This is a genomic window from Arthrobacter sp. P1_H7, from assembly GCF_056405215.1.
The window spans coordinates 234,630-254,991 of record NZ_JBFUCO010000010.1 but is presented as its reverse complement, the minus strand read 5'-3'; the positions used below and the strand labels follow the sequence as shown (position 1 = coordinate 254,991).

Annotated in this window: 14 protein-coding genes; 7 read left to right on the top strand and 7 right to left on the bottom strand. The window is 68.3% G+C overall.

Translation table 11 applies throughout. The features are described 5' to 3' along the window. The 5 genes from AC1DXI_RS12075 to AC1DXI_RS12055 all read left to right on the top strand — a co-directional run bounded on the left by AC1DXI_RS12075 (position 1) and on the right by AC1DXI_RS12055 (position 8,256). Positions 1-990, top strand: a complete 990-nt coding sequence (locus AC1DXI_RS12075) for a carbohydrate ABC transporter permease (protein ID WP_476938819.1) — start codon at positions 1-3, stop codon at positions 988-990. 3 nt (positions 991-993) lie between these two features. Next, positions 994-2,085, top strand: coding sequence for a glycoside hydrolase family 130 protein (locus AC1DXI_RS12070; RefSeq protein ID WP_026538228.1), 1,092 nt, complete (start codon positions 994-996; stop codon positions 2,083-2,085). A 70-nt stretch (positions 2,086-2,155) separates the two neighbouring features. After that, positions 2,156-4,276 carry a hypothetical protein gene (locus tag AC1DXI_RS12065; RefSeq protein WP_476938818.1) on the top strand — a complete coding sequence of 707 codons (2,121 nt, stop codon included), beginning with the start codon at positions 2,156-2,158 and terminating at the stop codon, positions 4,274-4,276. A gap of 91 nt (positions 4,277-4,367) precedes the next feature. Continuing rightward, a complete protein-coding gene (locus AC1DXI_RS12060; RefSeq protein WP_476938817.1) occupies positions 4,368-5,432 on the top strand; it encodes a glycoside hydrolase family 130 protein in 1,065 nt (354 codons plus the stop codon). A 196-nt stretch (positions 5,433-5,628) separates the two neighbouring features. Then, the gene (locus AC1DXI_RS12055) at positions 5,629-8,256 is read left to right on the top strand and encodes a trehalase-like domain-containing protein (protein WP_476938816.1); all 2,628 of its coding nucleotides are present in this window, start codon (positions 5,629-5,631) and stop codon (positions 8,254-8,256) included. 30 nt (positions 8,257-8,286) lie between these two features. On the opposite strand, the gene AC1DXI_RS12050 is transcribed toward AC1DXI_RS12055, so the two are convergent. From AC1DXI_RS12050 to AC1DXI_RS12030, 5 genes are all read right to left on the bottom strand, one after another. Continuing rightward, on the bottom strand, positions 8,287-9,471 hold the full coding sequence (locus AC1DXI_RS12050; protein ID WP_476938815.1) for a GmrSD restriction endonuclease domain-containing protein: 1,185 nt from the start codon (positions 9,469-9,471) through the stop codon (positions 8,287-8,289). Between the two features lie 39 nt (positions 9,472-9,510). Further along, a complete protein-coding gene (locus tag AC1DXI_RS12045) occupies positions 9,511-10,641 on the bottom strand; it encodes an FAD-dependent oxidoreductase (protein WP_476938814.1) in 1,131 nt (376 codons plus the stop codon). Between the two features lie 53 nt (positions 10,642-10,694). Further along, the gene (locus tag AC1DXI_RS12040) at positions 10,695-11,621 is read right to left on the bottom strand and encodes an AEC family transporter (RefSeq protein WP_476938813.1); all 927 of its coding nucleotides are present in this window, start codon (positions 11,619-11,621) and stop codon (positions 10,695-10,697) included. A 103-nt stretch (positions 11,622-11,724) separates the two neighbouring features. Continuing rightward, a complete protein-coding gene (gene panD / locus AC1DXI_RS12035) occupies positions 11,725-12,153 on the bottom strand; it encodes an aspartate 1-decarboxylase (protein ID WP_018774010.1) in 429 nt (142 codons plus the stop codon). Positions 12,154-12,245: 92 nt separating this feature from the next. Then, entirely contained in the window at positions 12,246-13,199 is a 954-nt protein-coding gene (locus AC1DXI_RS12030; RefSeq protein ID WP_476938812.1) for a LysR family transcriptional regulator, read from the bottom strand. 142 nt (positions 13,200-13,341) lie between these two features. Here AC1DXI_RS12030 and AC1DXI_RS12025 point away from each other — a divergent pair, with 142 nt between their 5' ends. Further along, positions 13,342-14,805, top strand: a complete 1,464-nt coding sequence (locus AC1DXI_RS12025) for an amino acid permease (protein WP_476938811.1) — start codon at positions 13,342-13,344, stop codon at positions 14,803-14,805. Positions 14,806-15,054: 249 nt separating this feature from the next. Then, positions 15,055-18,609, top strand: coding sequence for a proline dehydrogenase family protein (locus tag AC1DXI_RS12020; RefSeq protein ID WP_476938810.1), 3,555 nt, complete (start codon positions 15,055-15,057; stop codon positions 18,607-18,609). Positions 18,610-18,737: 128 nt separating this feature from the next. Here the strand turns inward: AC1DXI_RS12020 and AC1DXI_RS12015 are convergent, their stop codons facing one another. Together AC1DXI_RS12015 and AC1DXI_RS12010 are read right to left on the bottom strand one after the other, a co-directional pair. Beyond that, positions 18,738-19,133 carry a hypothetical protein gene (locus AC1DXI_RS12015; protein ID WP_476938809.1) on the bottom strand — a complete coding sequence of 132 codons (396 nt, stop codon included), beginning with the start codon at positions 19,131-19,133 and terminating at the stop codon, positions 18,738-18,740. A 269-nt stretch (positions 19,134-19,402) separates the two neighbouring features. After that, positions 19,403-20,257 carry a LysR substrate-binding domain-containing protein gene (locus AC1DXI_RS12010; protein WP_018774015.1) on the bottom strand — a complete coding sequence of 285 codons (855 nt, stop codon included), beginning with the start codon at positions 20,255-20,257 and terminating at the stop codon, positions 19,403-19,405. Positions 20,258-20,362: the final 105 nt, after the last annotated feature.

Here is a 20,362-nt window from a genome sequence, read left to right as displayed (position 1 = left end):
ATGTCAATTCTCAACAAGGCAGCCGCGCCCAACGATGAGAACGACGGGACCAGCAGCAGCAGCGACAAGAACAACAGCGACGACGGCGCACGCCGCCCTGGCGGTCGGCCGGTCAACCCGTCGGGCAAGCAGAGTGCGGGCGCCTCCGGCGTGGAGAAGCGCAGGAGCCTCGGCCTCGGCAGTTTCGTGCTCCTGGCGCTGGGCGCGTTCGTCTTCCTCTTCCCGTTCTACTACATGTTCATCGGCTCGCTGCAGACCTCACCGGACACCTCGGTGGCGGGGGCGTTCCCCAACCCGGCGAACATCACCGGCGAGAACTACGCGAACATCAACAACTCCATCAACCTGCTCAAGGGCCTGGTCAATTCGGGCATCTTCACCGGCGGCGTCATCTTCTTCACCGTGGTCTTCGGCCTGCTGGTGGGGTACGCCCTGGCGCAGATGCACTTCCGCGGCAAAGGGCTGGTATTCGGGATGATGCTGCTGGTGCAGATGATCCCGTTCCAGCTGCTGCTCATCCCGCTCTACGTGATGATCGTGCGCGACTACGGCCTGGCGGACACGTACCTGGGCATGATCCTGCCCTTCGCGATCAACTCCACTGCCGTGTTCGTCTTCCGCCAGTACTTCATGCAACTGCCCTCCACCCTCTTCGAAGCGGCCAGGATCGACGGCGCCTCCGAACTGCGGATCCTGTGGCAGATCGCCATCCCGCTGGTGAAGCCCGCGATTGTCACGGCGGTCCTGCTGACCTTCATCGGGCCGTGGAACGAGTTCCTCTGGCCGTTCCTGGTGACCAAGGACCAGTCCATCCAGCCGCTCGCCGTCTCCCTGGCGAACTACATCTCCAACATCTCCGCCACGGCGTCCAACCCGTTCGGCGCCATCCTGGCAGGCGCCTGCGTCCTCGCGGCACCCGCCGTCGCACTCTTCATCTTCTTCCAGCGTCAGTTCATTTCCACCAATATCGGCTCCAGCGTAAAGGGTTAATCCATGACCTCCCCCCACACTTCCGCACTGCCCACCGTCCCCTTCACCCTCACCCGTGCCGGCGTCATCATGACTCCGGAACCGGGCAACGAATTCGAGGCCGAAGGTGTGCTCAACCCGGCCAGCGGCCGCGGCCCCGACGGCGAGCTGTACCTGCTGCCGCGCCTGGTCGCCAAGGGCAACGTCTCCCGGGTGGGACTGGCCAAGGTCGTCATCGAAGACGGCGTCCCCACCGGCGTCGAACGCCAGGGCATCGTCCTGGCGCCCGACGAGGGCTGGGAACGCGGGCTGAACAACGCCGGCACCGAGGACCCCCGCACCACCTGGGTCCCCGCCCTCGGCAAGCACCTGATGACCTACGTCGCCTACGGCCCGCTGGGTCCGCGCCTGGCCTTCGCCTACTCCGAGGACCTGCGCAACTGGGAACGCCTGGGCCCGTGCCTCTTCGGCTACCAGGCCGACCTGTCGATGGACCTGAACCTCTTCCCGAACAAGGACGCCGTGTTCTTCCCGGAGCCCGTCAACGACCCTGACGGCGTGCCCTCCTACGCTATGCTGCACCGCCCGATGTGGGACCTCGGCTGGATCCGCGAGGGCGAAGGCGAGCACCTGCCGGCCGGCGTCACCGACAACCGTCCCGGCATCTGGATCTCCTACGCACCGGTCGCGGACGTCGAGGCGGACATCCGCAACCTCGTCCACATGGCCAAGCACCGGCTCGTCGCCCTGAGCGAGTTCCCGTTCGAGGAACTGAAAATCGGCGGCGGCCCCGCCCCGATCCGCGTCGAGGAAGGCTGGCTGCTGATCCACCACGGCGTCTCCGGCGCGCTGGAGAAGTCCGCGTTCGACCACCAGCAGAACGTCAACTACACCGCCGCCGCGATGATCCTCGACGCCGATGACCCCGCCAAGGTGATCGCCCGCAGCGACAAGCCGCTCCTGGCCCCCGAAACCGAAGACGAGATGTCCGGAATCGTGCCCAACGTCGTCTTCCCGACCGCGATCGAGAAGATCGGCGAGCAGCTGTTCGTCTTCTACGGCATGGCTGATTCGAAGATCGGCGTCGCCAAGCTGGACCGGATTCCCGCCAACTAGCGCCTCCCCAGCCAGCTCCGCCGTCCCCGCAGTTCGACAGCCCAGCCAACCAGCCAGCCAGGAGCCACCGATGACGAACAACGATGTCCGCTCGAAACTAAGAAATCGATTCACGGCCGCCACCGTGTCCGCATCGATGCTCCTGGTCCTGCTCGGAGCGGGTGCCGCCAGCGCGGCACCCGCCCCGGGGACGGCGGCTGTCCCGCAGCGGGCTGCCGGGCAGGGGACCGCCGTTCCGGCGGACGCCGCGGCACCCCTGACCAACCTCAGCCACCTGAACTTCCTGCTGGACACTGTGCCGCTCAGCCCGGTGGAGGGGCACAGCACCTACCAGCTGGACCGGATGCCCTCGGCCCAGGCCCCGTGGACCTACGCGGACAAGAAGGCGGACGGCAGCTACAGCCGGATCGGCGGCGGAGACCTGGATCCCGCCACCGGCCACTGGAGCCAGGGCGCCTACAACGCCGACGACATCGCCCGGACCGCCGTCGTCTACCTGCGCCACTGGCAGCAGACCGGTGAGCCGGCCAGCAGGGACCGCGCCTTCCAGACCCTGCGCTCCCTGACCTACCTGCAGACCACGTCCGGTCCGGACGCCGGCAACGTGGTCCTCTGGCAGCAGGCCGACGGAACGCTCACGCCGAGCGCCAAGCCCGTGGAACTGCCGGACCCCTCCGATTCGGCCGAGTCCTACTGGCTGGCACGCACCGTCTGGGCCCTCGGCGAAGGCTACGCCGCCTTCGCCGGCGCCGACCCGGCCTTCGCATCGTTCCTGCAGGAGCGCCTGCAGCTGGCCCTTGGCACGCTGAACAAGCAGTCCCTCGCCAAGTACGGCACCTATGACACGGCCGACGGCGTCAAGGTCCCGGCCTGGCTGATCTCCGGCGGCGCCGACGCCTCTGCGGAGGCCGTGCTCGGGCTCGCCGCCTACGTCAAGGCCGCGCCCGGGGACGGCGTGGCCACCCAGGCGCTCACCCGGTTGAGCGAGGGCGTCGCCGCGATGTCCTCGGGATCCGGCACCGAATGGCCCTTCGGCGCGATCCTGCCGTGGAACAAGTCCCGCACGCTCTGGCATGCCTGGGGCGGCCTGGCTCCGGCGGCCGCCGCCACCGCCTCAACCGTGCTGAACAAGCCCCGGCTGCTCGACGCTGCCGTGAAGGATTCCGCCCAGTTCACGCCGCAGCTCCTCGCCGCGGGCGGCCCGGACAACGCCTGGAGCCCTACGCCCGGCGAGGCACAGATCGCCTACGGCGTGGACTCGCGCGTCCAGGGCCTCGTGGCGACCGCGAAGGCCGCCAACGCCCCCGGCCTGCTGGAGCTCGCCGCCATTGCGGCAGGCTGGTTCTTCGGCGCCAACCCCAGCGGAGCACCCGCCTACAGCCCCGCCGCCGGCACGGCGATCGACGGGATCGAGCCCGATGGCCGGGTGAATCCGAACTCCGGCGCGGAATCCACCATCCATGCCCTGCTGACCATGCTGGCGCTGGACGCCAACCCGGAGCTGAAGGGGAAGGCTCTCGGCATCACCCGCACCATCTCGACCCACGGGCTGAGCGTCGTCGAGGCGGAATCCGGGGCCATCGCCGGCAACGGCACCGTCGTGAAGCCTGCCTCAGCCTGGACCGGGGAGGCCAACATCTCCGGCGGCGCCTACGTTGCCCTGAAGCCGGGGGCCTCCCTGAGCCTGCCGCTGCCGGCCGCCGACGAACCCCGCAATATCTACCCGATCGTCAACCAGGGGATTGCCCCTTCCGGCAATACCAGCTGGAGTGCTGGCAAAGGTCCGCTCGGCAGCACCCGGAACGGCGGGGCCGGCGCCCAGGGCATCACCGATGCGCCAGGCATCCTCTTCCCGTTCACGCTGAAACGCGCGCTGCCGGCCGCGGCGGCCGCCGTCGTCGGCACCACTGACGGTGACGTCGCCCTCGATGCCTTGCTGGTCCAGCCGCAGCTCTCCACCGTCTCGGTCTCCGGACCCGGTGCCGAGTCCACGCTCTATGTCAGCGCGGCCCCGGAACGCATCGAACGGAGGCTGAACCTGCCCGCAGGATTCCAATGGAGCCAGCAGGCTTTTGATGCCTCCGGCCGGCCCGTCACCGCAGGTCCCCAGCAGAACGCGGCAGCTCAGTCCGGCCGCATCAGCGTGGCCCCGGGCGGCTTCACCTGGGTGAGCCTGGTCCGCATCCAGTAGCAAGTAACCAGTAACAAATAACCATCGCCGCCGCCGGGAGGCCTGGTCCCTGCGGCCCCGGCACCACAATCCAAGGACAGGAAGAGCCCACATGCAGAAAATCACCACCGAAGCGCTGCTCACAAGCTACGAGGGAGCGCTCAAGTTCAGCAACCCGCTGACGGACACCATCTCCACCGATCAGTTTTCCGCCGAGTACCCCGAGCACCCCGAATGGGCTGTGGGCCCGTTCCGCAAGGACGATTCGCTTTCCTTCCGGCAGGTCCAGGACTGGGACGACCCCACCGGCATCGGCTGGACCGCGGATTCGATCTACAACCCGTCCATCATGGAGCGCGACGGCAAGCTCTACCTCTTCTACCGCGCATCCCCGCGCAAGGAATCGGTCTCCAGCCGCATCGGTGTGGCGGTCTTCGATCCCGAAACCGGGTGGCAGGACAGCCCCTCCAACCCGGCAATCTACCCCACCATGGACAACGAGATCCTCGGCTGCGAAGACCCCAAGGTGTACCAGGCCAACGGCCGGTACTACATGTTCTACAACGGGATCTGGACGATCGAGCACGGCGCGGGGGAGGCCGGCCAGGATGCGGATGTCTACCCCCTGGGAGACGTTGGCTGCGACATCAACGTTGCGGTGTCCGACGACCTGATCCATTGGGAAAAGCTCGGCCTCGCTGTCCCGCACGAGATTTCACGGTATTGGGCCAAAGGGGCCGTCATCCCCCGAAACGCCCACGGCGAAGCCGTCAAGATTGGCGGGGACTACCTGATGTACCTGTCGGAGGGCTGCGGAGGCACCACCCACGTCGGACGGTCCTCGGACATGGTGAACTGGACGTTCGCGCCGCAGGACTACCTGGACCTTGAACCCCTGGGCGGGTCACTGCACGAAGTGGCCTGCGCAATCGTCGGCGACGGCGAGCGGCCCCAGCTGGTCCTGGACTTCTTCTATGCCGACCCCGACGGCCATTTCGCGGCCGCGCAGGCACTGTACGACATCGACCAGCCCTTCACCCAGAAGGCCGTCCACCGGGGCGGGGCGCTGGCGTGGGGAGGGCTGCTGAAATTCGGCGGCACCTGGATGTTTGCACAGGGCTGGGATGCGCCCTCGGGATCCAGGGACATGTACTTCTACCGCGCCGACCCCAGCTAGCCCGCAGCGGTCCCCAGTGCTGGTCGCGGCGCTGGTCCCGGTGTTGGCCGCGGTGCGTCATGGCGGCCCGGCGGATGTTACACAGATGCAACAGTAGGGACATCCGGGCGAAACTGGGTCAGGAGGATACTGGAACTACGCCCTTCCGGGGACGATGCTCATGCAGGCATTGGGGACTATTCGAAGGACTCCGCACATGCCCACTCCGCTCAACCAGTCCTTGGCTGACTCTGCCCTTCTGACCAAATCCCTCCCGCTGGGCCTGCTCCGCGCTTTCGTGCAGACCAACGCGGCTGACGACGGGCTCACGCCGCAACTGCTCGCTGAGCTCAAGATCCTGGCCCGCACCCCCGGGCTGCTCGTGGCCTGCAACTACGGCGGCACGCTGTGCGCGGCGGAAGGCATTTCCACCGAAACCCTGCCGCTGGGCAGCGCGGCGATCGCGCTGCGGGCGCTGGCAGCCCTCCCGAACACCCACGCCGCCGTCATCTCCGGGCGGTCGCTGCGGGATCTGGCCGCCGTCTCTCGGCTCCCCGCGGAGGTGCACCTGGTCGGCTCGCACGGCGCGGAGTTCGACATGGGCTACGCCCACGGGCTGTCCCTCGCCACCGAATCAGTGCTGCAGCAGGCCAGCCAGGCGCTCGCCGAAACCGTGGGCGCCTACCGGGGCATCAGCATTGAGCGCAAGCCGGTCGCCGTGTCGGTGCACACCCGCCCGGCCGCCCCCGACGTCGTCGCACTGGCCACCTCGAAGGCGGAGGAAATCGCCCGGGCGCACGGGCTGCACTTCGTCGTGGACGGCTCGGTGCTGGATCTCTCCGTGGTGGAGCCGTCCAAGGCCTCCGCGCTGGAGCACCTGCGCTCCATGCTCGGCGTGAGTGCCGCCCTCTACGCCGGCGACGCCTTCAGCGATGAGCTGGCCATGGCGACGCTGCGCGGGCCGGACATGGCGTTGCGCGTGGGGGAGGGGCCCAGCGTTGCAGCCCACACGCTCCGGGACCCGGAGTCGTTCGCCCGCGTCCTGGCGATCCTGTTCGAACTGCGGCGGGCGTGGCTTTTCGGCGAGGACGCCGTGGGGCTGGAGCGGCACTCCATGATCGGCAACGGCTCCTCCACCGCCCTGATCACGCCGGACGCGAAAATCTGCTGGATGAGCCACCCGCTGCCGGACAGCGGGTCGCTGTTTGCCCATCTGCTCGGCGGCGATGCGGCGGGGCACTTCTCCGTGGAACCGGCGAAGTCCTCGCAGGTCCTGGGCCAGCGCTACGTGGACAGCACCATGATCGTCGAAACCCGCTGGGCCGACGTCACCGTGACGGACTACCTGGAGCCGGCCCCGGACGGCATCACCAGCCTGGTCCGGGTGCTGTCCGGCACCGGCACGGCCCGGATTGTCTTCGCCCCGCGGCCGGACTACGCGAATGCCCCGTTCAGCATGGAGGCGCGCGGAACGGAACTACACGTCGTGGGAACCGCGGATCCGATCATTCTCCAGGCGCCCGGCGTTGCCTTTGCCATCACCTCCGACGGCCGGCACGCCACCGCCACGGGCGACGTCGACCTGCGGGACGGGCCGGTGGTCCTCAACCTGCGCTGCGGCGACACCGAACCCCAGCCCGCGGTGCCGGATGATGAGACCGGGCGCCGCGCCGCCGTCGCCCATCACTCCCGGCGCTGGGTCCACGAGCTGCAACTGCCCGGCGTGAAGCCGTCGCTGGTCCGCCGGTCCGCGCTGGTGCTCCGGGCCCTGGTCCACGAACCCACCGGCGCCGTTCTGGCCGCGCCCACCACCTCACTGCCGGAGGGAATCGGCGGCACCCGCAACTGGGACTACCGGTACTGCTGGCTGCGGGACGGGTCCATGACCGTCAACGCGCTCGTGGACCTGGGCTCCACCGCGGAGGCCGAGGGCTTCCTGGCCTGGCTGGGCCGGATCCTGGCCCACGCCCCCGGCCCGGAGTGGCTCCATCCGCTCTACTCTGTGACCGGGGCGCCGCTGTCCACCGAGGCCATCATCGAGAGCCTGCCCGGCTACGCGGGGTCGCGCCCGGTGCGGATCGGGAACGCCGCCGACCACCAGGTGCAGCTGGACGTGTTCGGCCCGATCGCCGAGCTGATCCATGCCCTCAGCGCCCGCCAGGGCGTGCTCTCCGACGACCACTGGGACCTGCTGGTCCAGATGGCCGCGGCCGTGCTGGTCCGGTGGCACGAGGCTGACCACGGCATCTGGGAGGCCCGGCGGGCGCCGCGGCACCATGTCTACACGAAGGTGATGTGCTGGGTGGCGCTCGACCGGGCGCTGCGCACGGCCGCCCGGCATGGCCGGGAACCGCTGCCGGCCTGGGAACCCACGGCGGCGAGGATCCGGGAGGAAGTCCTGCGCGAGGGCTGGGACGAGTCGGCGGCCTCCTACACCGTGGCGTACGACAGCCCGGACCTGGACGCAGCCGTGCTGCACATCGGTCTCTCCGGCCTGCTGGACGCCAACGACCCCCGTTTCCTGGCCACCGTCACGGCGGTGGAACGGGAACTGCGGGTGGGGCCTACCGTTTTCCGCTACAGGTACGACGACGGCCTGCCGGGCCTGGAGGGCGGCTTCCACATCTGCACCACGTGGCTGATCGAGGCCTACATCGCCGTCGGCCGGATCGAGGAGGCCTGGGACCTCTTTGACCAGCTGGTGAACCTGTTCGGACCCACCGGGCTGCTGCCCGAGGAATACGACCCCGACACGGAAACCCACCTGGGCAACCATCCGCAGGCGTATTCGCACCTGGGCTTCATCCGCTGCGCCCGGCTCCTGCACGAGCACCAGAAGAACTGACCACCCGACCCGCGGACGGGCCGGCCGCCGCTATTCGCAGCCGACGCCGTCCCCGTCCCGGTCCAGCCTGCCGCTGTACCCCGGCTGGCCGACGTGGATGGGCGCCGCGCCGGCCGCACGGACCGCGGCGCAGTTCGCGTAAGCCACCCCGGGCACCGGTGCGGGCGCGGGGGCGGGGGCAGGTGCCGGCGCCGGCGCGGGTGCGGAACGCGGGGCAGGCGCAGGTGCCGGCTGGTTGGCGGGGGCCAGGGCGGCCGGGCAGCTCGCCAGGACCCGGGCCATGGCGTCGTGCTCGGCCTGGGTCACCCAGAGCCCATAGCTGGATTTCACCGAAATCTGGCGGGCGACGTAGTCGCAGCGGTAGGACTTGTTCGGCGGCAGCCAAGTGGCGGCGTCGCCGTCGCTCTTGCTCTGGTTGGCCGGACCGTCCACCGCCAGCAGGTTCAGCGGATCGTTGGCGAAGGCCAGCCGCCGTGCCGGGCTGAGCTGCTGAGCGCCCTTCTGCCAGGCGTCGCTGAGGGCCACGACGTGGTCGATCTGGACCGCGGTGCTGGTGGCGTTGCCGCGCAGGAAGTGGATGGCGGCGGCCGTGTAGGGATCGGCCAGGACGCCGGAGAGCACCACACAGTTCCGTGTCCCGGGCCGGAACGCGACGGAAGTGAGGTCGCGGCGGAGCACGTCATTGCGGGTATCGCAGCCGTTGTGGTCGACGTCGGACCAGGCCGGGCCGAACTGGTCGCGGGAATAACCCGTCTTGGGGGCGCGGCCCTTGACGGGCAGCGTGGCCAGTACCGTGAGGGCTTTGCCCGCAAGGGCCGGCTGCTGGGGCGCGGCGGCCGCAACATCGGCGCCGGCAACTTCGACACCGGCAACTTCGACACCGGCCACATCGGCGCCGGGGGTTGCGTCCGGATCCAGCGGTGCGCCGTCCGTGCCGGCTGACGCTGTGGCGGGGGCAGCCGTGACGACGGGGCGGACGCCGGTACCGGCGGCCGGGGGGACTGCCCCGGGGCCGGCGCACGCCGACGTCGCCACCAGGAGCAGGCCCGCCACCCCGCGGACGATCCAGTCAACCGCGCCGATTCGCGGGCTGCGGGCACCTGTAGTTTGGGCGCCGCTGGACTGGATCTCGCTGGACCGGGTGCTGCCTGATCGCGTGCTGAACAATTCTTCCCCCACCTCATGCTGTTGCCCCGGATATCCGCGGGCGCTCAAGACCGGCCCCAGCCTACCGGCCCACACAGCAACGCGGGGTCAGCGGACCCCGGGGCGGAAGGCTGAGAAGATGGCCGGCGCTCCGCCGTCGCCGGTTGCGAGGTCGGCCAGGATCCTGCCCACGACCGGCGTGAACTTGAATCCGTGCCCGGAGAAGCCGGCGCCGATGACAACCGGGCCGATCCGGTCCAGGACAAAGTTCTCATCCACGGTGGTCGTGTAGGTGCAGCTGATGTCGGTGAGCGAGTCGGCGTCGACCCCGGGCAGCCAGTCCCGGGCGTAGCGCTGCAGGGCCGCCCGCTGGTCGGGCTCCGCCGCGAAGCTCCGCCGGTCCGGGTCCACCACGGGACCCACCCCGTGCCATCCGGCCTTGATCCCCTCGCCCGGCGTTTGCATGCCGTAGAGCGGGGAACGCCAGTACGCGTACGCGTCCCCGTGGCCGGGCATGTGGTTGAACCCCGGCCACTGGGCTCCGCCGTCCGTGATGGCGAAGTGTGCGGGTTGTTCCTGGGTGACCGTCAGCCGGGGCAGGGTAGCCACTCCGGCGAGCAGTTTCGTGGTCCAGCCGCCGGCGGTGACGACGGCCTGCCTTGCGGCGAGGATCTCAGTGCGGCCGCCGGACTCGAGCGTGAGCCGGACGCCGTCGTCGAGGACTTTCAGCTCGAGGACCTTTACATGATGGCGGATTTCGGCGCCGAGCCCGGCGGCGAGGCGCTGCAGCGCCGGCAGTGCGGCGTCGGGGTTCAACTGGCCGCCGTCGGCCATGTGCAGCACGCGCGTCTCGAACCGGATGCCCCGCCAGCGCTCGGCGGCCTCCTCGGCGGAGAGGAACTCCGCCCGGAGCCCGGCGGCGAGCAGCGCGTTCCGGACCTCGGGCAGCCGCGGGTCGGTGCCGTGGTTTACGACGCCGGTGCGCGCCAGCAGGCGCTCGCCGGCGTCCGTCTCAAGCTCGCCCCACAGCCGCGCCGCCTCTGCCAGCATGGCGACGTATTCCGGATCCGCGTAGCCGGGGTTGAAGTTCCGGGTTGTGCCGTGGGACGCGCCGTTGCGGTGGCCGGGCCCGAACTGCTCCAGCAGGGTCACGTCCCGGCCGCGCCGGGCCAGCGCCCACGCAGCGGCGGAGCCCATGGCGCCGCCGCCGATGACCACGGTGTCCAGGGTTGTTGTCAAGGGTCCTCCTCCGGGTTTGGTGCCGGTCCGCCCAGCCACGCTGCCCAGCGAGGTCAGGCCAGCAGCAGGGCCACGCCGATCATGGCGGGCACAGCTACCACAGTAGTGATCAGCACGGTGTCCCTGGCTAGCGTGACGCCGGTGCGGTAACGGCTGGCCGCGACAAACACGTTCTGGGCGGTGGGCAGGGCTGCGGTGACGACGGCGGCAAAGAGCGCCTGCCCCTGCATGCCTAGGACAAAATGGGCAAACAGGTACGCCACCAGCGGGTGGACAACGAGTTTGAAGAAGCTCGCCAGCAGGGCGTCCAGCCGGCGTCCGGCGGCCGCCTGCAGCGGCTTGGAACCGTTCAGGCTCATGCCGAAGGCGATCAGCATGGCCGGGATGGCGGCCCCGCCGATCAAGTGGATGGGCTCCAGGATCAGCGGCGGCACCGTCCAGCCGGTTGCGGCCACCAGAAGTCCTAGTCCGGTGCCCACGATCATCGGGTTGCGCAGGATCATGAGCACGAAACTCAGGGGCGTGGTGCGGTGCGAGCTGGTGGTGGCGTCCAACGCCATGAGGAACAAGGGGGTGAAGAAAGCCAGCTGGAAGATCAGCAGGGGTGCCACATAGCTGGCGTCACCGAGCACGAAGACGGCGATGGGAATGCCGAGGTTGGCCGAATTGGCCAGCGACGAGCTCATGGAGGAGATGAGGGCTTCCGGCAGGGACCGCTTGAGCGCGAAGCGCACTATGCCAAAGAACAGGACCGCCGTGGTCACGGCCCCGACGGCCGTCACGAGAAGCGGCGCGGCAAAGACGTCGTGCAGCTTCGCCTTGCTGAGGGTCTCGAACAGCAGGGCGGGGCTGGCCACAAAAAACGTCAGGGCGCTCAGGACCGGGCGGGCGTTCTCGCCCAGGATGTTGCGCCGGCCCACGAACGTGCCGACCAGGATGATGGCCCAGACGACAAAGAATCCCGCCAGTACCCCTAGCACGCGGTTCTCCCCGGGGCGGGTGGGCGGCGGGTTAGGGTCACCCGTCCAGAGTAATCAGCTTTATTCCGCGGGCCGTCCTATTACGCCCGACGGCGCGCTGCCGCTAGTTGAGCGTGGCGTTGTTTAGCGAGTGCGGCGGACGCATGAGGCCGGGTGTCATGCCCTCCGCGGGGTCGTTGCCGATCTGGACAATCTTGTTGTCCTGGTCAACGTGGACCACCTTGGGGTTGTACGCCCTGGCCTCTTCCGTGGTCATCTGGGCGTAGGTGATGAGGATGACAATGTCGTTCTCGTGCATCAGATGGGCGGCGGCGCCGTTGATGCCGATCACGCCGGAACCACGCTCGCCGGCAATCGTGTACGTCTCGAGCCGGGCGCCGTTCGTGACGTCGACAATCGCCACGAGCTCCCCGGGCAGGATGTCGGCCGCCTCCAGCAGATCCAGGTCCACGGTGACGGATCCGACATAGTGAAGGTCCGCGTGGGTGACCGTCGCGCGGTGGATCTTGGATTTGAATATTGTGCGATTCATAACGACATCAGTCTAACGCGGGGCCACCGTCGGCGCTGTGGCCCACTGCACACGGTGCAGGCCCGTCACGCGCGCCGTCCCAAGACCGGCAGTCACGCGGGCCGGTCCACGGGGGCCGGATCATCAAGAGCGCCGGCGGCCGCCGCGGGCACGATAGATGCCGCCGTCACCGCCAGGATTTCCCGGGCCGCCAGCAGCGCGGGCCGCCTGGCGCTCGAGCGCCGCACCGAGGTGAACACCGTCCGGTGCGGATCCCCGGGCAGGTCCAGGAGCTGCGCGCTGGTGCCGCGGCCGGTCCACACGAGGTCGGGCATCAGGGCCACCGCATTTCCGGACTCAATCAGCCGGATCTGGGCCTGCAGGTCGGCGGTTTCAAAGCGGACGTCGGGCTCGAACCCGGCGCTCCGGCAGGCCTGCTCGGCCCAGTGCCGGGAGGCCGCTCCGCGGGGTTCCATCACCCAGGGCAGCCCCGCGGTATCGGCCAGCGTCCTGATGGGCTCGCGCTCCGGCGAAGGCGGCGGAACGGCGAGCCGGATGGCGTCGCGGGTCAGGGCCACGCGGTCCAGTTCGGCGTAGTGCGGGGCGGCGTGGCCCGGGTACTGCTCGGCGATCACGAGGTCGAAGTCGCGGGCCCACGTCTCGTGAAGGGCCGTCTCCGGTTCCCGCTGGGTCATTTCCACCCGGACTTCCGGGTAGCTGGCGGTCATTCTGGTCAGGGTGTCCGGCATGAGCGCCAGCGCGGCAGACTGGAAGACCGCAATCCGCACGGTGCCGGTGACCGTGGTCAGCGACGCGGCCAAATCCGCCTCCGCCTGCTCGAGGGTCTCCAGGAGCTGGGAGGTGTGGGCCACCAGGACTTCGGCCTGCGGGGTCAGCTGCACCCGGCGCCCGGTCTTGCGCAGGAGCTCCACCCCGGCCTCCTTCTCAAGGAGCGCCAGCTGCTGCGAGACTGACGACGGGCTGTACTGGAGCGCTTCGGCCACCTCGGCCAAAGTGCCCCGGATCTTCAGTTCGCGCAACAGTCGCAAACGCCGGACGTCGAGCATCGCCATTCCTTTGTGAATTCTGACGGTTATTCATTAAGAGAATTCACTTTATCTAATGCAATCGGGCTTGCATACTGTTCTCACTCGATAACCCCCATCACAGGGTGGAGTGATGGGCACCGCACCTAAGCAGGAGGCCATCATGGCTACAAGGGATTTGTCACAGTCGATCATGCGGCGCAAGCCCATCGACGACATCGAGGAAGAAAACAAACACAGCGGACTGCACAAGAGCCTGGGGCTCTGGCAGCTGACGGCCATCGGCGTCGGCGGCATTATCGGCGTCGGCATCTTCTCGTTGGCGGGCCTTGTGGCCCACGGCAGCGAGACCGAGCCTGGTGTCGGCCCGGCCGTGCTCGTCTCGTTCCTGATTGCCGGCCTGGCATCCGCCGCAGCGGCGCTGTCCTACGCCGAGTTCGCCGGCATGATCCCGCGGGCAGGCTCGGCCTACACCTACGGCTACGTTGCCCTCGGCGAGATCATCGGCTGGTTTATCGGCTGGGACCTGCTGCTGGAGTACATCGCCATCGTGGCTGTGGTGGCCATCGGCATCTCGGGCTACTTCGATGCCTTCCTCTCCGGCATCGGCATCCACATGCCTGCCTGGATGACCTCGACGCCGGATGAGGGCACGGGCGGAATCATCAACCTTCCCGCGATCCTCGTCTGCCTGCTGGTGACCTGGATCCTCTCCCGCGGCACCAAGACCTTTGGACGCTTCGAGCTGATCGCCGTCGGCATCAAGGTGCTGCTGATCCTGTTCATCATCGGTCTGGGCATTTTCTACGTGAACACCAACAACTACAACCCGTTCTTCCCCAGCGGCTTCGGTCCGGTAGTGGCCGGCTCCGCCACGGTGTTCTTCGCGGTGTTCGGCTACGACGCCATGAGTACCGCGGCGGAGGAGGCCACCGACGGCAAGAAGCACATGCCGAAGGCGATCATCCTCTCGCTCGTCATCGCCATGCTGCTCTATGTCGCCGCCACCCTGGTGCTCACCGGCATGCAGAACTTCACGGAAATCGACCCCAAGGCCGGCTTCGCGTCCGCCTTCAACAGTGTCGGCCTGCCGGTGATCGCGACGATCATCTCCGTGTTCGCCGTGCTGTCCATCCTCACCGTGATGCTGACCTTCCTCCTCGGCGTCACCCGCGTCTGGTTCTCGATGAGCCGCGACGGCCTGCTGCCTGGCTGGTTCTCGAAGACGGACCGGCACGGTACGCCGCAGCGCGTGACCTGGATTGCCGGCCTCGGGGCCGCGATCCTGGCCGGCGTCCTCCCGATCAAGGCTGTGGCGGACCTGACCAACATCGGCATCCTGGCCGCGTTCGTCGTCGTCTGTGTGTCGGTGATCGTGTTCCGCTACAAGAAGCCCGACGCCCCGCGGACCTTCCGCCTGCCGCTGATGCCCCTGGTTCCGGCGTTCGGTGTGTTTGCCTCGCTCTTCCTGATGTTTCAGCTGCACTGGGAGACCTGGCTGCGGTTCGGCGTCTGGCTCGTGATCGGGCTGATCATCTACTTCACGTACGGCCGCAAGCACTCGCTGATGAACCCGGACAGCCCGCGGCACGAGGAGATCGTGGAGATGCACCGCCCCCTGACATAGCCGCCCACCCCCCGTTGCGCTATCACTTCTGGCTCCCATTCCCGGGGTTTCGCACCTCTTGAGGACCAGAAGTGATAGCGCAACGGGTTTTTAAGGTTCCCGGGGTGGTTTCCGAACGTTCGGGCGGGAAAACAAAACTTCGGTTTTTCTAACCGGTATTGCTCAGAAAACTTCGCTTTATCTTATGAAAATCCGGTCGCATACTGTTTCCTAAGAGGTCCACATTTTGAGAAAGAACGTGTTTCAGCCATGACCAACATCTCCACGGAGTCCGGCGCCACCACCGGAAACGCCGCAGGCAACGACGCCACGCACGCCGCCGTTTCGGAAGGCTCCACGGTCCTTGAGGCCGCAGCCCTCGCCGAGGACACCATCGCGCTGGTGCGCCACTGGCTCACCGAGGCCGCTAAGGTGCCCGTCGACGCCTCTGCCGAGCAGCTCGCCGGGGTCCTGAAGGACCCCAACGGCCTGGACTTCACGGTCGGGTTCGTCGACGGCGTCGTCCGTCCCGAAGACCTGCAGGTCGCCGCCCGCAACCTCGCCGCCCTGGCCCCCAAGGTCCCGGCCTTCCTGCCCTGGTACATGCGCAGCGCGGTCCGCCTCGGCGGCACCATGGCCCCTGTCCTGCCCCAGGTGGTCATCCCGGTGGCCCGCCGGGTGCTGCGTGAAATGGTCGGCCACCTCATTGTCGACGCCACCGACGCCAAGCTCGGCCCGGCCATCGCCAAGATCCGCAAAGACGGCATCAAGCTCAACGTCAACCTCCTCGGCGAAGCCGTTCTCGGCGAACACGAGGCCTCCCGCCGGCTCGAGGGCACGCACACCCTGCTGTCCCGGCCCGACGTCGACTACGTCTCGATTAAGGTCTCCTCCACGGTGGCCCCGCACTCGGCATGGGCCTTCGACGAGGCCGTGGAGCATGTCGTGGAGAAGCTCACCCCGCTCTTCACCCGCGCCGCCTCCTACGCGTCCACCGGGCAGAAAGCCAAGTTCATCAATCTGGACATGGAGGAATACAAGGACCTGGACATGACCATCGCGGTCTTCACCCGGATCCTGGACAAGCCCGAGTTCAAGAACCTCGAGGCCGGCATCGTGCTCCAGGCCTACCTGCCGGATGCCCTGTCCGCCATGATCCGCCTGCAGGACTGGGCCGCCGCCCGCCGCGCCGACGGCGGCGCCGCCATCAAGGTCCGCGTCGTCAAGGGCGCCAACCTGCCGATGGAGCAGGTCGAGGCCTCCCTGCATGACTGGCCGCTCGCCACCTGGGGCACCAAGCAGGACTCGGACACCAATTACAAGCGCGTCATCAACTACTCGCTGCACCCGGACCGGATCCGCAACATCCGGATCGGCGTCGCCGGCCACAACCTCTTCGACATCGCCTTCGCCTGGCTCCTGGCCAAGCAGCGCGGCATCGCGGATACCGCACAGCAGAGCATCGAATTCGAAATGCTGCTCGGCATGGCCCAGGGCCAGGCCGAAGCCGTCAAGAAGGACGTCGGCTCCCTCCTGCTCTACACCCCGGTAGTCCACCCCGCCGAGTTCGACGTCGCGATCGCCTACCTGATCCGCCGCCTCGAAGAGGGCGCCAGCCAGGACAACTTCATGTCCGCCGTTTTCGAGCTCAGCGAGAACGAGTCCCTCTTCGAGCGTGAGAAGCAGCGCTTCCTCGCCTCGCTCGCCAAGCTCGACGACGAGGTCCCGGGCCCAAACCGGCTGCAGAACCGCGCCCTTCCGGCCGCGCCGCTGCCGCGCGACTCGTTCGAGAACACCGCTGACACGGATCCGTCGCTGCCCGCGAACCGCGACTGGGGCCGCGCCATCCTGGGCCGCGTGACGACGTCGACACTGGGCAACGCCTCCGTCGAGGCTGCCACAATCAACGATGCCGCGACCCTGAACGCCGTGATCGACACCGCCGTCGAGAAGGGCAAGGCCTGGGGTGCACTCTCCGGCGCCGAGCGCGCCGAAATCCTGCACCGCGCCGGCGACGTCCTCGAAGCCCGCCGCGCGGACCTCCTGGAGGTCATGGCCTCCGAGACCGGCAAGACGATCGACCAGGGCGATCCCGAGATCAGCGAGGCGGTCGACTTCGCGCACTACTACGCCGAGTCCGCCCGCAAGCTCGACGACGTCGACGGCGCCACCTTCGTCCCGGCCAAGCTCACCGTCGTGACGCCGCCATGGAACTTCCCGGTCGCCATCCCGGCCGGCTCCACCCTCGCGGCCCTCGCCGCCGGCTCCGCCGTCGTGGTCAAGCCCGCCAAGCAGGCCCGCCGCAGTGGCGCCGTCATGATCGAGGCCCTCTGGGAGGCCGGCGTTCCGCGCGACGTGCTCACCATGGTCCAGCTGGGCGAGCGGGAACTGGGCCAGCAGCTCATTTCGCACCCGGCCGTGGACCGCGTCATCCTGACCGGCGGCTACGAGACCGCCGAGTTGTTCCGCTCGTTCCGCAAGGACCTGCCCCTGCTGGCCGAGACCAGCGGCAAGAACGCCATCATCGTCACCCCGAGCGCGGACCTGGACCTCGCGGCCAAGGACGTCGCGTACTCCGCGTTCGGCCACGCCGGCCAGAAGTGCTCCGCCGCCTCGCTGGTGATCCTCGTCGGCTCCGTGGCGATGTCAAAGCGCTTCCACAACCAGCTGATCGACGCCGTCACCTCGCTGAAGGTCGGTTACCCGCAGGACCCGGCGAGCCAGATGGGCCCCATCATCGAGCCCGCCACGGGCAAACTCCTGAACGCCCTCACCACCCTCGGCGAGGGCGAGACCTGGGCTGTCGAGCCGCGGAAGCTCGATGACACGGGCAAGCTCTGGAGCCCCGGCGTGCGCTCCGGTGTCCGCCGCGGATCCTACTTCCACCTCACTGAGTTCTTCGGCCCGGTCCTGGGCGTCATGACGGCGGAGACCCTTGAGGAGGCCATCGCGATCCAGAACCAGATCGAATACGGCCTCACCGCGGGCCTGCACTCGCTGAACACCGAGGAACTGGGGATCTGGCTGGACACCATCCAGGCCGGCAACCTCTACGTCAACCGCGGCATCACCGGCGCGATCGTCCAGCGCCAGCCCTTCGGCGGCTGGAAGAAATCCGCCGTCGGCGCCGGCACCAAGGCCGGCGGGCCGAACTACCTCTTCGGCCTCGGCGAATGGGTCAGCAAGCCCAGCACCGCCGCCGGCACCCCGGGCGCTGCTCCCGCCCACGCCGGCGTCCGCCGGATCGAGGACGCGGCCAAGGGCTTCCTGACCGCCGACGAACTCGCACCGCTGCAGCGCGCGCTCGCCTCCGACGCCCGCGCCTGGGCCGAAGAGTTCGGCACCGCGAAGGACGTCTCCGGCCTGAGCGCGGAGCGCAACGTCTTCCGGTACCGTGCGCTGCCCGTCACGGTCCGCCTCGCGGAAGGCGAGGCCCTTGCCGGCCTCGTCCGGACCGTCGCCGCCGGCGTCCTGGCCGGGTCCGCCCTGACGGTCTCCACCGCCGTCGAACTGCCCGCCCAGCTGCGTGCCGTCCTGTCCGGGCTTGGCGTCGCCGCGACTGTTGAGAACGACGCCGAATGGCTCGCTTCCGCCGGAACCCTCGCCGCGGCGGGCAAGCTCTCCGGCGCACGGATCCGGCTGATTGGCGGGGACGCCAAGGCTCTGTCCGAGGCCACGGGCGGACGCCCGGACCTGGCGGTGTATGTCCACCCCGTCACGGAAGCCGGACCCGTGGAACTGCTGCCGTTCCTGCACGAGCAGGCCATCAGCATCACGGCGCACCGCTTCGGTACGCCCAACCACATCTCGGACGCCCTGATCTAGCCCGGGGCTGCTAAAACCCCGGCTCGGGCGTGCTGGAACCTAAAACACTGTCGCCGCTGTGCAGGCACCATGAGGTGCGGCACGGCGGCGACGGCGTTTAACGGCGAAGGCGATAAGCGGAGTCCGGGTTAGCCGAAGTACCAGCCCGGCGGGACCCAGGAAGCCGGGACCGCGTGGGCGGAGAAATCGTCGCAGCCCGAGCAGAAGTAGGTGACCTCGCCGAGCTTGCTGACGGAGCCGTCCCTTCGGTGCGTGGCCGGGACGAAGGTCTCAAGGAAAATGAACTCGTCCGTGCCGCAGTGTTCGCAGTACGGGCTGGCCACATAATCGGACTCTGCGAGGGTAGCCGGGCGGATTCCCAGTTGGCCCGGGGTGGTCGCGTGCTGGGCGGCGGCTGAGTGCTGCATTCCGGCGGTCGCGTGGTGCATGGCCGCCGCGGGGTGGGACGGCGCGTTTACCGGACGGGCAGACTTTGGCGCGTGGGTGGCGGGGGCGGACAGTCGGGGATGATTAATGGCTGGCATCAATGGCGGCCTATCCCGAACGCCCCGACGCCAGCCATAGGGCGTCAGCGACGGACAGCGTTCGTATTTCGAATCGTTGTCGTGGGCCACTGCTTGACCTCGAACGGTTGATCTTAAGTATTGTCAGGATAGAGGAAGTACGTGCACCGTTCAATGGTCAAGTAAGTATGGTCAAGTAAGTATGGTCAAGTAAGTACTGCTCGCGTCCGGGTAGTCCGCCCCGTATGCGCCGAGGCCGGATCAGCGCTGGCTGCGGGACCGCCCGTGCGTCAGGCCGGTCGCTTCAGGGTTCGGCCCACGATCGCCTGCGTGAGGGCATCGATCACCTCGGTGTTGGCCAGCGGATTGCGGATGAGCGTGAAATCGACGTCGCCTACCGGCGGCAAATCGAAGCGGCGGGTGATGATTTTCAGGTCCTCCGGCACTAGGGAGGAAGGCATCACCGCCACCCCGATGCCGGCCCGGACGGCGGCCAGCACGCCGCTGATCTGACGCGTGGTGCAGGTGATCCGCCACGTGCGCCCAGTGGCCTCCAGGGCGTCGATCGCAAGCTTCCGGCTCAGGCTGGGGGAGGGGTAGGCGATCAGCGGGACAGGATCAGACGGTTCCAGCACGGTCTGCTCCAAGCCGACCCAGGCGAAGGCGTCCTGCTGGACCACGGTCCCGTCCTTGGCCCCGGCCACCCATTTCACAAAGACGAGGTCCAGCTGCCCTGCATTGAGGCGCTTGTAGAGCTGGTCGCTCTGCCCCACCGTCAGCTCGAGGTTGATCTGCGGATAGATCTGCCGGAACTCCCGGAGGATGCGCGGCAGCCCCGTGATGGCGAGGTCATCGGCCGTGCCGAAGCGCAGTCGGCCGCGCATGGCGGAGCCGGAGAAATAGCGGGCGGCGGAGTCGTGCGCGGCGAGGATGCTGCGGGCGAACCCGGCCATGGCATCGCCATTGTCGGTCAGGCGTACATCCCGGGTATCCCGGGCAATCAGCACCCGCTTGGCGGCGGTCTCCAGCTTGCGGACGTGCTGGCTGACGGTGGGTTGGGCCAGGCCGAGGCGCTCCGCGGCCTTGGTGAAACTCAAAGTTTCGGCCACGGCCAGGAACGAGCGGAGCTGGGCGGGTTCAAACATGGGGGGTCTCCGGATCGGGTGCCGCCAACCCTGCATTACGTTCTGTAATGCGAGTTATGCGTTGAATAGGCTTCCATAATCTCTTGGGGCCAGCCTAGCGTTAAG

Bases quoted from the DNA above. Each gene is read 5' to 3' on its own strand.
- AC1DXI_RS12075 (WP_476938819.1), top strand. From the start codon at position 1: ATGTCAATTCTCAACAAGGCAGCCGCGCCCAACGATGAGAACGACGGG.
- AC1DXI_RS12070 (WP_026538228.1), top strand. From the start codon at position 994: ATGACCTCCCCCCACACTTCCGCACTGCCCACCGTCCCCTTCACCCTC.
- AC1DXI_RS12065 (WP_476938818.1), top strand. From the start codon at position 2,156: ATGACGAACAACGATGTCCGCTCGAAACTAAGAAATCGATTCACGGCC.
- AC1DXI_RS12060 (WP_476938817.1), top strand. From the start codon at position 4,368: ATGCAGAAAATCACCACCGAAGCGCTGCTCACAAGCTACGAGGGAGCG.
- AC1DXI_RS12055 (WP_476938816.1), top strand. From the start codon at position 5,629: ATGCCCACTCCGCTCAACCAGTCCTTGGCTGACTCTGCCCTTCTGACC.
- panD (WP_018774010.1), bottom strand. From the start codon at position 12,153: ATGAATCGCACAATATTCAAATCCAAGATCCACCGCGCGACGGTCACC.
- AC1DXI_RS12030 (WP_476938812.1), bottom strand. From the start codon at position 13,199: ATGCTCGACGTCCGGCGTTTGCGACTGTTGCGCGAACTGAAGATCCGG.
- AC1DXI_RS12025 (WP_476938811.1), top strand. From the start codon at position 13,342: ATGGCTACAAGGGATTTGTCACAGTCGATCATGCGGCGCAAGCCCATC.
- AC1DXI_RS12020 (WP_476938810.1), top strand. From the start codon at position 15,055: ATGACCAACATCTCCACGGAGTCCGGCGCCACCACCGGAAACGCCGCA.
- AC1DXI_RS12015 (WP_476938809.1), bottom strand. From the start codon at position 19,133: ATGCCAGCCATTAATCATCCCCGACTGTCCGCCCCCGCCACCCACGCG.
- AC1DXI_RS12010 (WP_018774015.1), bottom strand. From the start codon at position 20,257: ATGTTTGAACCCGCCCAGCTCCGCTCGTTCCTGGCCGTGGCCGAAACT.